This window comes from Methanococcoides sp. AM1 (genome assembly GCF_900774055.1).
Classification (GTDB): Archaea; Halobacteriota; Methanosarcinia; order Methanosarcinales; family Methanosarcinaceae; genus Methanococcoides.
In genome coordinates, this window is record NZ_CAAGSW010000005.1 from 279,232 (window position 1) to 295,530 (window position 16,299).

The 16,299-nt window shown below is 35.1% G+C and carries 17 protein-coding genes; 7 read left to right on the forward strand and 10 right to left on the reverse strand.

From position 1 onward, the window contains the following. Positions 1–277: 277 nt before the first annotated feature. From E7X57_RS10620 to E7X57_RS10630, 3 genes are all read right to left on the reverse strand, one after another. Positions 278–553 (reverse strand): hypothetical protein, encoded by a 276-nt coding sequence (locus tag E7X57_RS10620; protein WP_135612935.1) that lies wholly within the window; start codon positions 551–553, stop codon positions 278–280. 385 nt (positions 554–938) lie between these two features. Next, a complete protein-coding gene (locus E7X57_RS10625; RefSeq protein WP_135612936.1) occupies positions 939–1,442 on the reverse strand; it encodes a hypothetical protein in 504 nt (167 codons plus the stop codon). Positions 1,443–1,447: 5 nt separating this feature from the next. Beyond that, positions 1,448–1,969, reverse strand: coding sequence for a hypothetical protein (locus E7X57_RS10630; RefSeq protein ID WP_135612937.1), 522 nt, complete (start codon positions 1,967–1,969; stop codon positions 1,448–1,450). A gap of 397 nt (positions 1,970–2,366) precedes the next feature. On the opposite strand from E7X57_RS10630, the gene E7X57_RS10635 reads away from it, so the two are divergent. Beyond that, positions 2,367–2,780, forward strand: coding sequence for an AN1-type zinc finger domain-containing protein (locus E7X57_RS10635; RefSeq protein WP_135612938.1), 414 nt, complete (start codon positions 2,367–2,369; stop codon positions 2,778–2,780). A gap of 43 nt (positions 2,781–2,823) precedes the next feature. Here the strand turns inward: E7X57_RS10635 and E7X57_RS12565 are convergent, their stop codons facing one another. The 3 genes from E7X57_RS12565 to E7X57_RS10645 all read right to left on the reverse strand — a co-directional run bounded on the left by E7X57_RS12565 (position 2,824) and on the right by E7X57_RS10645 (position 6,068). Next, positions 2,824–3,495 (reverse strand): hypothetical protein, encoded by a 672-nt coding sequence (locus tag E7X57_RS12565; RefSeq protein WP_167880983.1) that lies wholly within the window; start codon positions 3,493–3,495, stop codon positions 2,824–2,826. Positions 3,496–3,589: 94 nt separating this feature from the next. Next, positions 3,590–4,423, reverse strand: coding sequence for a viperin family antiviral radical SAM protein (locus tag E7X57_RS10640; protein WP_135612939.1), 834 nt, complete (start codon positions 4,421–4,423; stop codon positions 3,590–3,592). Further along, on the reverse strand, positions 4,413–6,068 hold the full coding sequence (locus tag E7X57_RS10645) for a hypothetical protein (RefSeq protein WP_135612940.1): 1,656 nt from the start codon (positions 6,066–6,068) through the stop codon (positions 4,413–4,415). The genes E7X57_RS10640 and E7X57_RS10645 overlap by 11 nt, the downstream gene beginning before the upstream one ends. A 169-nt stretch (positions 6,069–6,237) precedes the next feature. Here E7X57_RS10645 and E7X57_RS12900 point away from each other — a divergent pair, with 169 nt between their 5' ends. The 5 genes from E7X57_RS12900 (at position 6,238) to E7X57_RS10665 (ending at position 10,796) form a co-directional block, all read left to right on the forward strand. Continuing rightward, positions 6,238–6,360, forward strand: a complete 123-nt coding sequence (locus E7X57_RS12900) for a hypothetical protein (protein ID WP_256369420.1) — start codon at positions 6,238–6,240, stop codon at positions 6,358–6,360. 95 nt (positions 6,361–6,455) lie between these two features. Beyond that, positions 6,456–7,223: a hypothetical protein gene (locus E7X57_RS10650; RefSeq protein ID WP_135612941.1), complete on the forward strand. Its 768-nt coding sequence runs from the start codon at positions 6,456–6,458 to the stop codon at positions 7,221–7,223. Positions 7,224–7,468: 245 nt separating this feature from the next. Continuing rightward, positions 7,469–7,939, forward strand: a complete 471-nt coding sequence (locus E7X57_RS10655; RefSeq protein WP_135612942.1) for a hypothetical protein — start codon at positions 7,469–7,471, stop codon at positions 7,937–7,939. 48 nt (positions 7,940–7,987) lie between these two features. Continuing rightward, entirely contained in the window at positions 7,988–8,944 is a 957-nt protein-coding gene (locus E7X57_RS10660) for a hypothetical protein (protein ID WP_135612943.1), read from the forward strand. A gap of 778 nt (positions 8,945–9,722) precedes the next feature. Beyond that, positions 9,723–10,796 (forward strand): hypothetical protein, encoded by a 1,074-nt coding sequence (locus E7X57_RS10665; RefSeq protein WP_135612944.1) that lies wholly within the window; start codon positions 9,723–9,725, stop codon positions 10,794–10,796. Between the two features lie 739 nt (positions 10,797–11,535). Here the strand turns inward: E7X57_RS10665 and E7X57_RS10670 are convergent. From E7X57_RS10670 to E7X57_RS10675, 4 genes are all read right to left on the reverse strand, one after another. Further along, positions 11,536–13,365 (reverse strand): DUF927 domain-containing protein, encoded by a 1,830-nt coding sequence (locus E7X57_RS10670; protein ID WP_135612945.1) that lies wholly within the window; start codon positions 13,363–13,365, stop codon positions 11,536–11,538. 155 nt (positions 13,366–13,520) lie between these two features. Next, the gene (locus tag E7X57_RS12570; protein WP_167880984.1) at positions 13,521–13,688 is read right to left on the reverse strand and encodes a hypothetical protein; all 168 of its coding nucleotides are present in this window, start codon (positions 13,686–13,688) and stop codon (positions 13,521–13,523) included. Beyond that, entirely contained in the window at positions 13,685–13,831 is a 147-nt protein-coding gene (locus E7X57_RS12575) for a hypothetical protein (protein ID WP_167880985.1), read from the reverse strand. Before E7X57_RS12575 ends, E7X57_RS12570 begins: the two co-directional genes overlap by 4 nt. A 350-nt stretch (positions 13,832–14,181) precedes the next feature. After that, on the reverse strand, positions 14,182–15,120 hold the full coding sequence (locus tag E7X57_RS10675) for a tyrosine-type recombinase/integrase (RefSeq protein ID WP_167880986.1): 939 nt from the start codon (positions 15,118–15,120) through the stop codon (positions 14,182–14,184). A 388-nt stretch (positions 15,121–15,508) separates the two neighbouring features. Here E7X57_RS10675 and E7X57_RS10680 point away from each other — a divergent pair, with 388 nt between their 5' ends. Next, positions 15,509–16,147: a histidinol phosphate phosphatase domain-containing protein gene (locus tag E7X57_RS10680; RefSeq protein WP_135612947.1), complete on the forward strand. Its 639-nt coding sequence runs from the start codon at positions 15,509–15,511 to the stop codon at positions 16,145–16,147. The last annotated feature ends 152 nt before the right edge of the window (positions 16,148–16,299 follow it).

The window sequence follows — 16,299 nt, forward strand, 5'->3', positions numbered from 1 at the left end:
TACCAAGACTATGCACGGAATATCCGTACCCTCAAAATGAAAGCGTATGAGGGATTTTATTACCTGACCTATAAATTGGTATCAATTCATTGTGATCTCTTGTCACAGAGGGCTGTATGGGAAGGAGAATCGGAATATTCCATAAAATTGTGCCACTATAATCTAAATCTGAATTGACAAAAAAAATAATGAGGAGATTAATGGACATTCAGCGATCATGAGAATTGTGCAGCTTCAATCAGAAGATCCTGGATAAATTTATTTTAGTCATTAGTAATTACAAAATTTCCATAGATCTCATCACAATAGTGGCTCCCAATGAAATTATCAATAATGCACTTAAAGCATAGCCTGACCCTATGGTAGCAATGACCGATTGACTTAGATTGTATAATGACTCTCCTTCCTGAAGTGATGCAGATTTCACGATTGAGTTCATAACGATAATTCCTATTATAAGTATTGCAGCACATCTGATTATTACGGTTGTAACGCCTGCTGCATCGCCCTTCTCCCGTTTTTTCGCATATCTCTTAATTGCTGAAATATCCATATTCTTCCTCTCCAATTTGTATCAATTTTCGATAGCAAGCAACAACATGTTGTGCTACTTATTTTTTAATATTTCAATATCAATTATAAAGAGCTATGGAGAGTTTGTAAAATTGAATATTTGTAAATATTTAAGATTTATATCGATAGTCAAAAATGCCTCTAATAGACTTATTTTTATGTAGCAGATTCTGCACAGTAAGATACTTGGAAAGGACTGTATGATACAGTCTATAGCTTTTTTTGCTCCTCACTATTTTTACAGGAAACGAAGGTCAAGTATCGCCAGATGTGCCCACAGTGCCTCAATATCTCGATAAAATGAACGCGTGTAACGGGTTTTATTGAAAAAAAGGTATTGGTGTGAAGATAGAACCTCCACCAAATTAGTCAAACATAGCTCTTGCCTTATGTTCTGCTGCTGCATTGACAATTTCATCGGTATAAAGACTAAGATTACTAAGATTAGAGTCATCTTCTATAATGAGTTGACGTGTAATTTCTAAATCTAAATCCTTGCGTTTACCAAACTTTTCCTTTGCATTAATAATGTCCATTTTCAACATAATGTCATTGAATGACATCAATTTGCCAGTAGACTCATCAGTATAGTCACTGGCATATTCATGCTTAAACCACTCATTTGTATTTGCATACTTTTCGACTTTTTCACTTAATAGTTTGTATGCAAGAATCTCAGGATGTATTTTTTCTTTAATGCCTGCTTCGATCTGTGGTTTAAGTTCTTCATATACCATGCCCGCAAAAAGAATCGACATCATCCAGCTAATCCTCATATTTAGAAACATATCCTGGGTGCTGCGATATAAGTCCCGATGATATGATTCTTCGCTGATTGCTTCGCGGTCATATCTTGTTATTGTGTTCATTGAGATCACTCCAACATGGCTTTTGCCTTATGTTCAGCCTCAGCCTCAGCAATCTCAGCATTTAAACGCTCAATGACTTTCATTCTTTCGGAATTATCTGCGCTTCCTTTCAGTATTTTTATATCATATTCATGGAATCTTTTTGAACCTTCTATTGAGAGTTCCAATGAAGCATTATTGAAGCATTTCCTATTTTCCTCAGGGGTGGGTGGTTCAAACATCGTGTATATTGGATTCTGCGTTTCGCGATACTCAACATACTTCTCGCGGAAGAACTTATATGCAAAAACATACGGATTAATTCTTTCTTTAATAGCTGAATCTAGATGTGGTTCAATAGAGTCATAAAGTACTTTCAAAAGAAGATCTCGTATAGCATCTATGGGTGTTATCAGAATTGTGAAGGTTGCTAAAGAAAAATAGACCTCACTTTTATACTCCGATTCTTCAATCATAAACTGACTGAGATGCTCATGTTCAATTTTATCAACTACTATCTTGTCATACTTTGTTCTTATTGTATTCATACTGCCTTACTCCTTATTAGTGGAAACGCATGGCAGTATGAATCATCAACTTACAAAATGAAAGTAAGAGCCGGAGTACTTGTTACTATTTCCAAACTCATGTATGCATGTCAGACATTTATAATTTTTGTCTAAAGGTATATATAGTATTCAAGCTTCGAGCCGTACACAGTAAATTTATTCCAATGATACAATCAGAAATTAAGAACAAGGGCTCCAGAATCTCATGTGCTTATCGAACGGAAGTTGGTCGACATATGAGGGTGGGTGTAATTTACAAATCGAAAAATTGTATGTAAGTCATCAGTTTTTCATATTAAGTTATTATATTTTAAACAATTATGTAATCTTTTTATAGAATCAACATAAATGGTAAAATATTGATCGGGGTTGCTTAATGTCTGAAAACAATTCGAATGATGAGTCAAGAACTGAGTGTTTCTATTGTGGGAATGTTATAGAGGGTGGAGATTACTCTTATGAACGTGGGACTAAAATTTTCAATTCAAAAACGATTGCAATCCCATTCAAATGCCGCCGTTGCGGAGAGCTTTTCTGTAAAGATCACCGTCTCCCAGAAAAACATGAATGCACTGGCAAAAAGGTAACAGTTGTATCAGATGACCAGAGTATATCAATAGAAGATAGTCATCCAGAGATAGAGGTAGACGGTTTCACAGGTTCTAGAAATCGTAGTACTAAACAGGTTATTTATGCAAGCGATTTTAACAAAAAATCAAGTTTGTCAAAGTACATAGTGGGCTTATTACTGATCATTGTTGCACTGTATGCAATATTGAATTTGTTTTAATCGACGTTTAGAGAGTTCTTTCTGATTAAAATGTTGATGTACATTAATATACATCAATATTTAGTTTCATTTTCATATCGTTCCAGAAATTCTCTAGATTGATTATATTGCTATTACAAAATTCAGAAATCTCCTTCTGATCTTCATTCTTTAAAGGTACATATTTTTCCACGAAACTTTTGTCTTCAATATTTCCATCTTCATCCCTTTCACCTTTGAAAAAGAGATGAGCAACAATAAATTCTTGGATCGGTTTGTGTTGTACAATGTCTCTTATTTCTTTAATTTCTTGAATCCAGTTAGAATTTTCAGTGATTAACTCATGTGCATCGGATGGCGCAAATGATGGTAATTTCTTCTTTCGGGTTTGCGGATTCATGTACTGTCCAAATGAAAACGAATAATGCTCAGAATAACAATCATAAACTCTACATTTTAAATCGATAATGCTATTTACCGAAGCCATCACAGCACTAACGAATGAATAAAATTCGTATAGCTCAATTGCATACCCCTCCGTGAATTCTATTGTTGCCGGCACTCTTATCTCAAGTCCTTTGTGATTTCCCACCATTCCCTCAAATGCTTCCTTATTAATTGTAGGTTGATTATCTTCAGCTAATTTGTTTCTTAAATTTGTGTAATGATATTTAGAAGCATTAATAAAAAATTTAATCGTAGCAATATTTTCATCCAAATTATTTTCATTACTCATGAATATACACCTAATACTAATTTCATCAATAGTGGAACTATATACTATGGCCTGGACTTCTTATACATCCAATTTAGTTAATGGAAAAGTTCTCTTAGTTATTCCAGTAATCTCCTCCTCTTCCACAATATTTATCCCAATCTACAACCTCAAGAACTTGCTCAATACAATCACAATCCATAGGTTGTATTGAATGTTCCATCCCCGAATTCTTTACTATTGAACCATCAGGTCCAATCATGAAATACGAGTCCACCATATCATCATTTGTTTCAAATACCGGCATTTCACCTTGTGCAAGTCTGAGATTACAATTATTATGGATAAATTGTTTAAATTCACAATTTGAGATTTTTAGTTCTTCAATATGTTCTTCATTTTGTCCCATTACAGGCAGTACTTGAAAGACTTTCCATCTCATCGGATTTAATTCTTTAATAAGAGGTTTCATATCTTCTGTGAAAGTCAATTTAGTCACGGTAGTATTAACTTTCAGATTGATATTATTATCATGCACAAGAGATGCTACATTGCATATGTGATTAATATGGTTTCCATCCCCGCGACCCAATTGACTCTGTATCTCTTCATAAGAACTATCTACAGAAAGCCCAATCCAATCCAACCATGGAGACAATCTTTCAATTGATTCTCTGTTAAGGTAATAGCCATTAGAAACAATAGATGTTAAAAAGCCCATTTCTTTTGCAATTCTAATTAGGTCAAAGATAAGTGGGTGAAGCAGAGGTTCACCACCTACAAAATTGATCTTCTTCATTCCAATGTCATTTAGCTTTTCTAAAATATTTGCTGCAATCGTTATGTCTTTAATTTCTTTACCAAGGTATTTAGCAAAACAGAATTTACAATTGTAATTGCAACGACTGGTTATATGCCAGTTTACAGAACGGACGAATTTACCAGTCATTTTCTTCACCTTCTTTCTCTCTATTTAACCTCCACGAATTTTTAGCAATAATACCTTCAAAAACGTCCTCTAGTATCAAACGATTTACACCATTTTTCATAGAGTGGATAAGACTTTGTTCATAAAAGTCAGATTCTTCGGATTGTCTCAAATGGTTTATTTCATGTTTTGTGTAGTCACTGATTTCACTATCATCGTATAATTGCTCTTTTGAAAAATCATTATCAAAAATTATATCATTAATCTCAAAAAGTAAATCTTCTTTTAATGCTTCGGGAATTTTATCTAAAGCCTTAAGATATAACAAGATATTTTTCATATAATTAGCAATTCTCTCAAAGATAAATCTCCCCATTTGATTGTTTTCCTCAAGCAGTCTATCCACAAACTGTTCAAAATTTATAATGTCTTTCAAGCCAAGGAAATGTGAAGAATGTTTATTTGGATAATCAATCCATGCTTTTGCCCAATAATATGTTTCATCAGGAGTTTCAAAAATATCTCCTTCCGCTGTCCCAATGTAATTGTGTTGTGTATCAAATCCACCATCAAAATAAGTATTTAGCCAAGATTTCATACTAATTTTAAGAAGATAGTTGTCCTTTTCGTTTTTATGTCTTGAACTTGATCTAAACTCTGCAAAAGAAACATCACTATTTTCCACATCTCTTGTAAGAGCAAGATCACTAATTGTTGCAAAAAGAAGTCTAAAGAAATGGTATTTAAAATTCTCACTTCCTTCTTTAGAATAAGAGCAACAGCTTTTACTTGAACAATCCCAGTCACCATTAAGAAATTCTTGTAAAGCTATTGGAGATGATTTAATTAAAGCAAGCAAAGGAAGTATCCAGTTTCTTCTTTGAAACTTGGTATAATGTTCTATAATGCCACTTCTAGTGTGCTGAAGTGAAGTATATTCTCCAAATGAACGCTTGTTAAGTTCTACTATTTTTTGATAATTGTTTGTGCTAAGGTTATTTTTTCCTTCTTTATTCATATTAAGTACAGGGAAACGAAGAAGAATTCCGGGTGGGAAAGATGTTGATTTTTTTTGATAATATTTTTCAATTACCCTATTTTGAATGTATTTGTCAAAAGATGCTTCATTTGCTCTTTTACATTCAGCAAAGAGCTGCTCTGCTTCAGTTGGTTTCCAGTGCCAAAAATCGATATCCCTACCAATTTCTACCTTTTTCTCAGCCATTACTTCTTGAACTAATTGTTCACTGATGTTTTGTTGAAAATAAGCCTTTGAAAAGAGTTGTTTGCAATACCAACCTTCAGTATTTTTTGTAATATAATTTGCTACTGTTCTAAATGCTTCTAAATTACTTTTCAAGAAATAGTGCTCAGTTGTATTCCTTTGACGAGGTGGTTTAATCTCTTCATAATCAAGAATGCCTTTTTCATATAGACTGTTACAAACAGTTCCTGCCCATTTTTTTGATATTTCTTTATAAATTATTTTGTGAAAATCTTTTGCAACTTTTGCAGGATATGCTAAATAGTGTTCTTTTCCATCTTCACATTCAAAAATAATCGGATTCTCTAAGAACTTCTGGTGATTATTCATCACAAAACTTTCAGCTTCAATAAAATATGCAAGCACATCTAATTCTTTTTCTGTCAAATTTTCTTCTTTCATACTATTCACCACTTCCATGACTAGTGGATAGTAGTATACCAGTATATATTTGTTTACAACTCGTGAAGTGATTTAACAAAAAGTTCACTAGTCAACAATTTAGTCTTACAATCCACTCTTCAAAATGCTTTATGAACATGTAAATCCCTTCTCAAAGTGGTGATAAAAAATGTCTAAAAAATCAATGGATCAGAAAGCTGCCGCAAGAATTCAGTCCCATGCAGACAAAACTGGAACTAACCAGGGATTTAAAGCAAGGGCACAAGCTGCAGCCGCTAAGTCTAAGAAATAAGTTTTGTAGGGATGCTTATGTATCCCACATTTTTTGGATAGAAGTTTGAATGTCAATAGTTGTCGAATAAATTTGTTGGAATTTTGGTGATAAGTATGAAATGTGGTACTAGTGAAGAGATAGCTTTCGTTGATCTAGAATATGGGCATGTGCATGGATCTCATAAAAGAATATCAATGCCAACAGAAATCGGTATTGCATTCTATAATGAGAATACAAATTCTATTGATTATTCTGGTAGAAGATTTGTTTATGATATTAATGTTGAGCGATGGAGAAATGTGACGGATCAATACGGCAACAAAGTTGGTGTAGAAGCTTCGGTTGCAAATCTCAAAAAGAATGAGTACAACAAAGAGATTGATAAAGATTTTACATTAAATGCTAAGCAAAAAAAGACTGCTTATCGAATAGCTGGAAAAGCTTATAGAGATTTTAGCTTCTTTATGAATCATATTCTAGAAACGAAAGAAATTGATAAACTAGTATTCTTCGGCGACAGTATGGAAAAATTCGCCTTTAAAAGAGCTAAAATTAATACAAAAGGTTACGAGTGGGTAGATATGCAAACCGAAATCAAGGATGAGTATGATATGGATATGCTATTATCATTAGATAAAGTATCAGAAGCCATAAAATTTCGTAACAAAGAAACACGAATAATGTCCTCAAATTTTAGGTATAATGTACCTGATAAATACAAACATCTAATTAAACCACATAAAGCCTTAGGCGATAGTGCAAGAATATTTTTAGCATACAAAGAATTTAATCATGATAAAAACAAGTTCAAAAAAAGGATGAATAAGCATCTTGAACTTTGCAATGATAATTTAAATCTGATGCGGACAAAAGCCGCATAACTCTTTTTTTAAGAATGTTCATGTGGAGAATAATGTTTGAACCTCCCATACATCCCCCACACTAATCGAACGGAAGTCTAATGATATATTGTGTCGGGCGCAGCCCTTCGATAATTGTGGTGGCTCATTTTGAGTGCCAGTTATATGCACTAATATCACAAACCTTTCATGCTCAAAAAACCAACTAAAACACCACTTAAACCACACATAAACATTATTTGTACTCTTGTTTTCATAAGCATAAAGTGCCCACAGTTTTCACAGAAAACTTTATAGCATATACAGATTATAAAGTAAACTGTGATAACATGGTCAAGAATATAACCGTTGGTATTTCGGATGAACTCTCGAATAAAATGGAAGATTTTAAAGAAGTCAATTGGTCGGCAATCACTCGACTTTGCATAGAACGATATATAAATCAGAGATCTTCAGATCAATTTGAAAAAGCAATAGCAGAGGTGCAATCCAAGAAGGATATTGAATTTAAGCAGGGCTTTGATTTTCTCCTTGCTAATATTAAAAAAGTCAATTTAGACAAACTTGAATATGTTGCGAATTTTGAACCCACAGATCCATATGAACAAGATAATCTTCTCACTCATTTAAGAGAAATTGCTAGCGATATAAATCCTTCTTCAGTGGATCCTATAAATACGCAGTTCCTCTACGGCATGTGTTCTGCAGCTGAAGAGATTCTCAAGAGGTCTAGATAATATACATTTTTTGATCGATTATAGCAAGATATGTGGGGAGTGATACAAATGGTTAAACCGTGGAAAACTGAAGAATGGAAGGAAAAGCGCACTACGATATTGAAAGAAAGAGATCGGTGTCAGAAATGTGGTTGTCAAGAAAATCTATGCTTGCATCACCCCAAAGGCGATTTTAGTTCCGCTGAAGAAATTCGTCATAGTCTCTACCGTGAGGCTTACATACAATTCAAACGGGAGTACGAAGCTAATCAACCGCCTCGAAAACTGATAGAAACAGGCAAATGTCGACACAAATCTCATCATTACTGGCATTTTCCAGAAGTTCAGCACAAAGGCGAAATTGACGAATCAAATATGGAATGGCAGAAGATAATCGAATCGCTTTCCGATGAAGAAAAAGCACAGTTCACAAAAAAATACCATGAGTGGCAAGAGGAACATCACATAAAAGAAAAAATCGAAGTGGAAATCGAAAAAGAAAATAAAAAATATAATGCGCTTGATAATGTTTTAGTTCTCTGCAAAGGTTGTCACAATGAAATACACAAAAGTTGGTATCCATTAGATCTATGTCCCATTTGCGAGAACGAATTCAAACGGACTGACGAAAAAACTTGTTGGTTTTGCAGACCGGACAGCGAAAAACAAAGAGTTTCACTTACCGAACGACAAAGAGACTACATCATTAACTTGCAGAAGGATTATCCAACCATCGAAAGAGATAAAGAATTTACCAATCTCTTCCTCAAGAAAGTCGGAAAAGAAAGCATCGATGACTTGTATAAAGAAGAAGCCTCCCGACTGATAGAAAAATTGATAGCAATAGCGGTTCCTCTGAAATTCCCTTGCGGAGACATTGCAGATATCCCGAAAGATGAATTCAATCGAAGCCAATATCGGGATAACTACTGGATTTGCTACAATCTCTGTCCAAACGAAATTTATTTTTCAAACGATTGCGACCGGTTTCCTGAATCCAAAGAGGAAGACTCGGATCAAGGATAAAGGGGGGCAAATACTATGGTAGACATCACATTTCGGCAAAAGAACTACATCCTAATATCCCTGAGATCTCCTTCCCGTCGAAGAATCATTCAAGATTTCTGTAAATCCCACAACTGCTCTTGGCAGGATTTTGATGTCGAATTAGCATCAGAATTAATATCTAAGCTAGACAAAATTTGGGACTAAATACAACAATTCTTTTCTGCCAAAAGCTGTAAATATCCCCGCATTTAAAAAATTGTGTTTCCAGAAGCATGAGATTCCTTTCATCCCAAGAGTATGATATGTTTTTGGAAAATATCAAGAAAGAGATTCATCGAAGATGATTCCTTATTTATTTTTGTCCTACTGTGGGTGTCTTATTGAAGATAATCGATCTTATGGAACTATTATTTAGAAGAGTGGCATTTTTCTTAGTTACCTATATCCCCCTCTTACTATGCGAGGGGTAAGGTTTGAACCTCCCATACATCCTCCACACTAATCGAACGGGTTGTCAGTGATACAATGTATCAGGCGTAGACGTTCGATAATCGTAGTGGCTCATTTTGAGTGTCAGTGTATGCACTATTATCACAAACCTTTCCTGCTCAAAAAATCAACTAAAACACCACTTAAACCACACATAAACATCATCTAAACGGCATTCTCATTTAAAATCAGTATTAAGCAAACTACTCAAAATGCTTGATTTGTTAGAACTAAAATTAATAGGACATTATCGTAAAAACATTGGGGTGTAGGCAAAATATATATACTACAGTCCCAATCTTTTTCCATGGTATTGTATGAATACGCTTACGTTCACAAAACAACAACTCCAATTCACATAAGCGAAGCACCAACCGGAGTGAAATATACATGTCCTGAATGCAAAGAAGATATGTATGCCAGACCCAAACCTGGAAAAATGACTCCTCATTTTCTTCATTATAATCACAATGAACATAGTGCCGAATCTGCCATCCACAACAATTCCAAGCTCTTTCTCTTGAATATGTTAATGGAAGCCAAAGAAAACAATCAGGACATATGCATTGAATATACCTGTCCTAAAGAAAAAGAACTGTACCGCCCCTACACTCAAATAAGCTATCCAAATTATTATCCTGAGCGTCGCATAAAGCCTAACTTTGCAACAATAGAATACTCTCTTCTCAATGAAGTTGATGATGTCCAAGTAGAAAAACAAACAACAGCTACCTTTAGACCTGATATCTCCCTCATGCAGGACGAAGAACTTCAGACTGCTATTGAAATCTTTTATTCTAGTGAAGACACCGAAAGGAAAACCGCACATTATCAAGACAATAAAATAAACGTCATAAAAATAGATGTCAAGACCACAGAGGATTACGAGCTTCTTAAAACAACCACAACTCTCATCTCACCCACACTAACACAATTGTCCAGGCTTTATAAAAACGGCTGTGGTATCCCTATTGTTATTACTAGAAATATGCTTGAAAAGCACCAAAAAAGAATAGAACAACAAAAAACATGGGATGAAGAAAAGAAACAACACCAAAAGAAATTAGAAATGGAAGCACTGGAATCCCAGTATAAAGAACAATATCCTCAGCCCCTTATTCCTTCACATACTTCTACGAAACCTCTATATTTCTCCCAAACTCCTCCAAAAACTCTTATCAATGCTACCGTTACTTTAAAATCAACTTATCAAAACCAAATTCAAAAAATTGCAACCGATACTCTTGACCTTATATCTTCTAATCATTACGAAAATTACTGGACGATATTTAGAATAGCCCGACAAATGTCAGGTGATTCCTCTTATTACCTCCGTGTAAGTGTCTTAATTCCCTTATCGATCACGCTCTTATCGAAGTAACTATTTCAGGCTACAAAGTGAAAAGCCGAGAAATTCCAGTCAACTTTACACCAATATTTCCTCAAGCTCTACGAAATTAAAAATAAATTTCCTAGATCAATTGAGTGGTAGAACCTGATAAGTGTGGGGAGTAAAAGGTTAAATGATATTTGTAATGTATTTGTGCTATCTTTTATGAGTATTATTTTGATAATACAAATTATGAATTCATAATATGGCTCTTAATACCGGTTTTTTAAATTCTAGCTTGAAATTTGAAGCGTTTCAAAAATTAAAATCAGTATTAGGAGCCTGCTATTATGAAATTATGAATGGCATTATGAACGAAATCAGTATTGGGTGCCACGAATTATGAAATTATGCTTTTTTCAAATTGTAACTATATACGTATAACAAATTCATAGGACTTCTTAAACTTTCTTTAGTTCTCTCTTTAGAGGAGTCGGATAATACCATTTACGTATATACATATTAATTCATAATTTCATAATTTCATAATTACTGGGTATTTCGATGGATGTTAATAGTGTTTTTTAAAATTATGATTTTCTCTGAAAATTATGAAATCATCTATTAAATTATGAAATTGATACCATTAACAATTAAAAATAAGAATAAATATAAAATATATTTTTTATGACATTGATGTAAATTAATGTTGAAAACTATGAACATTTATTATTGATGGTGATTTCAAAATTATAAATCATAATTTCTGAACTTAGAAAAAAATAGGGAATTACCAAGTATACTTTGGTAATTCGATTTCAAGTGTCGCCATAAGTTTGGTTATTTCAATTCTTATTGTTCTTTGTGACACTTTTTTTTGTCTTGAGCAATCGAAATGCTGTGCAACCTTCACTATATCTTTACCATGCTTGGCCTTGCTTACTTCTGTGATCTCATGCTCTTTCCAATAATGGTATGCATAATTTGGATCTACACCTTCACTTTTTAGGAACTTACTAACCTCGGCTTGGTTAAAATCAATATATGTAATTCCGTTGGATTTACAGTACCATCCATAAACAGGTGTTCTTGTTTGCATTGCCACTATTGTCAGTTGCTCATTTGATTTGTTGATCTCATTTATGAAATGATTTGTATGTGATCCCATCCAATTATGAACTTTCTCTAATGCTACAATTGCTTGATCTTTGACTGGATTCTTTAATACTGCCTCTTCATAAATCTCATTTGTAACATCTGACGGATTTACACGCTCAATACCAATATCATTATACACTTCTTCCAACAACCGACCTGCAACTGTTATTGCTGCAAAATAATCAATCAATCGATTATTGATGTCATTATCCATCATTGGGAATTGAGCTTTGTACTTCCTAAACCATTTATTAAGCTCTTTCCTGTACTGGAATATCTTTGCAATAAACAATTCAGCAATATGTCCATAATTGTTCTTGTTTGTGTGCTTAGATTCATCAACAGCTTCTTTAATTCCGCTTTGACCTATTCCACCATAAAGCTCTATAACTCGTGCAAATTGTCCTGTATTACCATCATAATTAATGATTGGCTTCTCACCATTTGTTATGGCTACATTCTTCCATGAGCCCTTTTCTCTTAATCCACCATCTTTTTTGGCTCTTCCTTTTTCAGTTTCATTTGCAATTGTGTAAACTATTGCTTGTAAGGTGCTATCTGATGAATTGGTTGTTTCATCATAATACAATGGAAGGTCTGAAAACTTCTTTGCGTTTTCTTCAACTGAAGCTACTGTACTTTCACCTTTATTCTGAAGTTTTTGTGGATTTCCTATATGGCTCATAGCAACGAATGACATTGCTGTTTTGCCAGTACTTGTTGATCCAGGTAAATCTACTATAAAGGATTGAACACTAAGCAATTCCAGTAGTAATGATGTCATTACTGCATAACACACAAACCTAACTTTTGGATAAACCAACAATCCTCTGTTACCATTTACCCAATCTTGAATTGTGCCTTTTTTAGCAAGCAAATCTTCTACATCGCTGTCTTTAAGAATTACTTCCTTTGTTCCAGTTGTACAATACAGTTTATGACCATATACGAAGCAATCATTATCTTCTTTCCAGCCATTGGATACTGCAACAATACCTTGCCTTAATGTGCCTTTTGATGAATTGCTTTGCAAACATTTTCTAAAGTATTTTGTAACTTTTCCTGCATCTTTCTCATCAGTCACAAAACCTTTACTTATAAGATTTTCAAAAATTCCTTTTCTTGTAAATACTTCTTTTTGCTTAATCCATTCATTATGTTCCTTGCCAAATATGTCATAAAATGTTACTTCTAACCATGGTTCATTATCATCGATACCAGAACTATATCCTGTTAGCATGCAAGGTGTTTCGCATATTTCATATCCGACTGGATTACTATTTTCATCAAGGATTGGACTTCCTTCCTTGTCATATCGAATTTCTCTTATGTACCTGCTTCCTACACTGTATCCATCTGGCATTGAGCAAGGTGTATCAAAAAATTGGGTGGTTAAGTTCACCTTACCTTCTGTAAGGACATTACCTTCCATCTCATCAACTTTAATCTCATCCACTGACATTATAAGCACTCCTAATCCATAATTTACAGCAGAAATCACAATTAGGAACCACAAAGTACAATAGGACTTATCCCATAATTATTATGTAAGAACAATAAGTGGGGATGAATCCTTTACGGGTTCTTCCTGTCGTTTATTTCTACTGCTTCTTGGATTTAGTTATCCAGCTCCTGCTTCAAGTGCTGATAGACGAAATTATCGAGGAATGAACTTCGGGATATGCTCCCTCTTGCTTTGTCTACCAGCTCGATTGTCTCATCATAAAAATTGACTGAATACGTCTTCTTTAAATGCTTTGGGAGACTATTTCTCTTGAGATTCATTCCTGAACCTCCTTGGCGTATTCAAAAGCAGTTTTAGCCAATAGCTGATTACTGCCATCGTCAAACTTAGCCATGTTTTCCAAACTATCCTGATGGTTCAAGACCACATCTAAGACCCAGTTTTCAGGTTTTATTTTACTCATGTTTTAACCTCACATGAGCCAAAAAAAGAATGTAATTTTACATCAGCAAGATTGCTGCCGGAGAACAAGACTCCTCTGACTCGATTTGTGTTTCCACATTTAGTATAAATGTATCACTATGTATATAAATGATATGATCCATTTTCGATATGTTACGGCTTGTTTTCCAAAATCCTTGATTTATAGTTATTATGTGCCTGTTTCGGCAGTGAAACTAAGGTTTTAGAGGGATTAGAATCTTAGAAAGGTATTTTTAATTTTGCATGATATTTGTAGAGAGTATATCATGGTATAGGCAGAGGCAATAAATCCTGTCACACGCAATCTACGTGCGGCTCTGAGAAAAAAAATTACGCACTCGCTTTTAGTTGCATAAACAATTCTTTGAATTTTGGATCTTCAACCAATTTCTCCATTAACATCATCGAAACCTCATCCTTCTCTGCCCTAACTTCAGCATTTAGTCCATAACCGCACTTTCTGCACCATCTACTTGCCTTAGGATTGATCTCTTTGCAGCGTGGACATCTTTCAGGCATCATAGCATCGTCCTGTGTCTCGACTTTTTTGATACCGTACATGGCTAATACTGCATCGTCAGTGTCCTTCCCTGATAGGTGAACATAAACACCTGCCATATTGGAGTCAGGAGTCCAGCCAAGATAACTCTTCATCTGTTGCTCGGTCATGTGAGATGCGAGATGTGTTGCCCTTGCATGTCTGAATGAATGTGGATTTACTCTTTTCTTGACGCCAGCCTTTTCAGCAATTTTATTAAAGCTCTTACGGACTGTATCAGTGGTTATACCCTTCTGCTTTTTGTCAAGTGATATCCATAATGGTGCATCGGGATTGTCCTTCTGCGGATGACAATCAATCCACTGCCTTAGGTATGATGCCGCATAAACTAATCTGATCCTTCTTGCACCAGTCTTGCCCTCAGGAAACACGACAGTGCATCCATTGTTATCAAACTGGACATTTTTAATCTTACAAGATACTTGTTCTCCTATCCTTGCACCTGATTCATACAATGCAGCAAGTAGTGCTTTGTCGCGCATTGAGTTTGCATGTTCTATAAGCTTCTGCACTTCCTCGCCAGTCAATAAATCCTCAGGTAATCTCCGACCATTCTTTAGTGGTTTGATCTCAACCATGTCCACAAGTTCAGGCTTATCGAGAAACTTCAACAGGTCTCGCAAATGTGCCTTTCGTGTCATCTTAGTTGCTTCTGAAAGAGGTCTTGTTACCCCACCACGTTTGTAAGTGTGGGTTTGGAGGAATGTCAAGAAATTGTCTATATCCCCCTCCGATATTGAATCCAGTTCAATGTCATTATGACTAAATAATAAAATCAAGTCTGCAATTATATTATGAATTGTACTTTTTGTAACTCGATTCCTTCTTATCAAATGATTCACATATTTGATTGAAATTTCGACATTTGAACTTGAAGTTATGGGAGATATTGTCTCGCCAGTTTCCAATACATTTTCCTTATCTAGTGCCTTCAATCGTTCAATAATATTCGTTAATTTTTCTTCTGTCATCATATAACCACATAACATATATTACCCTGATGGGATATATAAGTTGGGTAATTGTTCGTACAAAAACGATTTATATTGGAATGACATTTAGAGACCATTCATTTTATACATTTTTGCAGGTGAGCAAATGATAGACCTACACACACATACCGTTTTCAGTGACGGAGAACTTATCCCAAGCGAACTTGTCCGCAGGGCTGTAACCTTCGGATATCGCGGTATTGGAATAACGGATCATGTTGATTATACTAACATAGAACATGTACTCTCATGCGTAAAGAAAGCAAAATACATGGAAGAGGTTATGGATATCCGGATACTGCCGGGAGTTGAGCTCACACACGTCCACCCTGCAAAGATCGCACCCCTTGCAAGAATGGCAAAGGAACTGGGAGCAGAGATCGTGGTCGTTCATGGAGAATCACCAGTCGAACCTGTTGCACCTGGAACCAATGCTGCATCTGTGATATGTGAAGATGTAGACATCCTCGCACACCCGGGATTCCTTACCACCGAGGAAGCACAGCTGGCAATTGACAACGATGTCTGCATTGAGATCACCGCAAGGAACGGGCATAACAGAACTAACGGACATGTTGCAAGGATATGTACTGAGGTAGGCGCTACCATGGTAGTTGATACCGACACTCACAGTCCAGATAATCTCATCACAAAAGAGACAGCCCTGAAAGTTGCCATGGGAGCCGGACTCACAGAAGACCAGGCAAAGAAGGTCCTCGAGAATTCTGTTCGATTCATCGAATGATGGCGGTCCTCTTTAATTACCAGCCATAAGAGCAACATTCATTCATGCCGGGCATTCCGGCACATGATCTTTTTTTATCCACATTTAATCCTTAAATTGAGCCTCTGCAAATATGCAAGTTCAAAAAGCATAGTATTCAATACTTTTTTAAA

Excerpts from the sequence above, each read along its gene's own strand:
- E7X57_RS10620 (WP_135612935.1), bottom strand. The coding sequence starts at position 553 with ATGGATATTTCAGCAATTAAGAGATATGCGAAAAAACGGGAGAAGGGC.
- E7X57_RS10625 (WP_135612936.1), bottom strand. The coding sequence starts at position 1,442 with ATGAACACAATAACAAGATATGACCGCGAAGCAATCAGCGAAGAATCA.
- E7X57_RS10630 (WP_135612937.1), bottom strand. The coding sequence starts at position 1,969 with ATGAATACAATAAGAACAAAGTATGACAAGATAGTAGTTGATAAAATT.
- E7X57_RS10635 (WP_135612938.1), top strand. The coding sequence starts at position 2,367 with ATGTCTGAAAACAATTCGAATGATGAGTCAAGAACTGAGTGTTTCTAT.
- E7X57_RS12565 (WP_167880983.1), bottom strand. The coding sequence starts at position 3,495 with ATGAGTAATGAAAATAATTTGGATGAAAATATTGCTACGATTAAATTT.
- E7X57_RS10640 (WP_135612939.1), bottom strand. The coding sequence starts at position 4,423 with ATGACTGGTAAATTCGTCCGTTCTGTAAACTGGCATATAACCAGTCGT.
- E7X57_RS10645 (WP_135612940.1), bottom strand. The coding sequence starts at position 6,068 with ATGAAAGAAGAAAATTTGACAGAAAAAGAATTAGATGTGCTTGCATAT.
- E7X57_RS12900 (WP_256369420.1), top strand. The coding sequence starts at position 6,238 with ATGTCTAAAAAATCAATGGATCAGAAAGCTGCCGCAAGAATTCAGTCC.
- E7X57_RS10650 (WP_135612941.1), top strand. The coding sequence starts at position 6,456 with ATGAAATGTGGTACTAGTGAAGAGATAGCTTTCGTTGATCTAGAATAT.
- E7X57_RS10660 (WP_135612943.1), top strand. The coding sequence starts at position 7,988 with ATGGTTAAACCGTGGAAAACTGAAGAATGGAAGGAAAAGCGCACTACG.
- E7X57_RS10665 (WP_135612944.1), top strand. The coding sequence starts at position 9,723 with ATGGTATTGTATGAATACGCTTACGTTCACAAAACAACAACTCCAATT.
- E7X57_RS10670 (WP_135612945.1), bottom strand. The coding sequence starts at position 13,365 with ATGTCAGTGGATGAGATTAAAGTTGATGAGATGGAAGGTAATGTCCTT.
- E7X57_RS12570 (WP_167880984.1), bottom strand. The coding sequence starts at position 13,688 with ATGAATCTCAAGAGAAATAGTCTCCCAAAGCATTTAAAGAAGACGTAT.
- E7X57_RS12575 (WP_167880985.1), bottom strand. The coding sequence starts at position 13,831 with ATGAGTAAAATAAAACCTGAAAACTGGGTCTTAGATGTGGTCTTGAAC.
- E7X57_RS10680 (WP_135612947.1), top strand. The coding sequence starts at position 15,509 with ATGATAGACCTACACACACATACCGTTTTCAGTGACGGAGAACTTATC.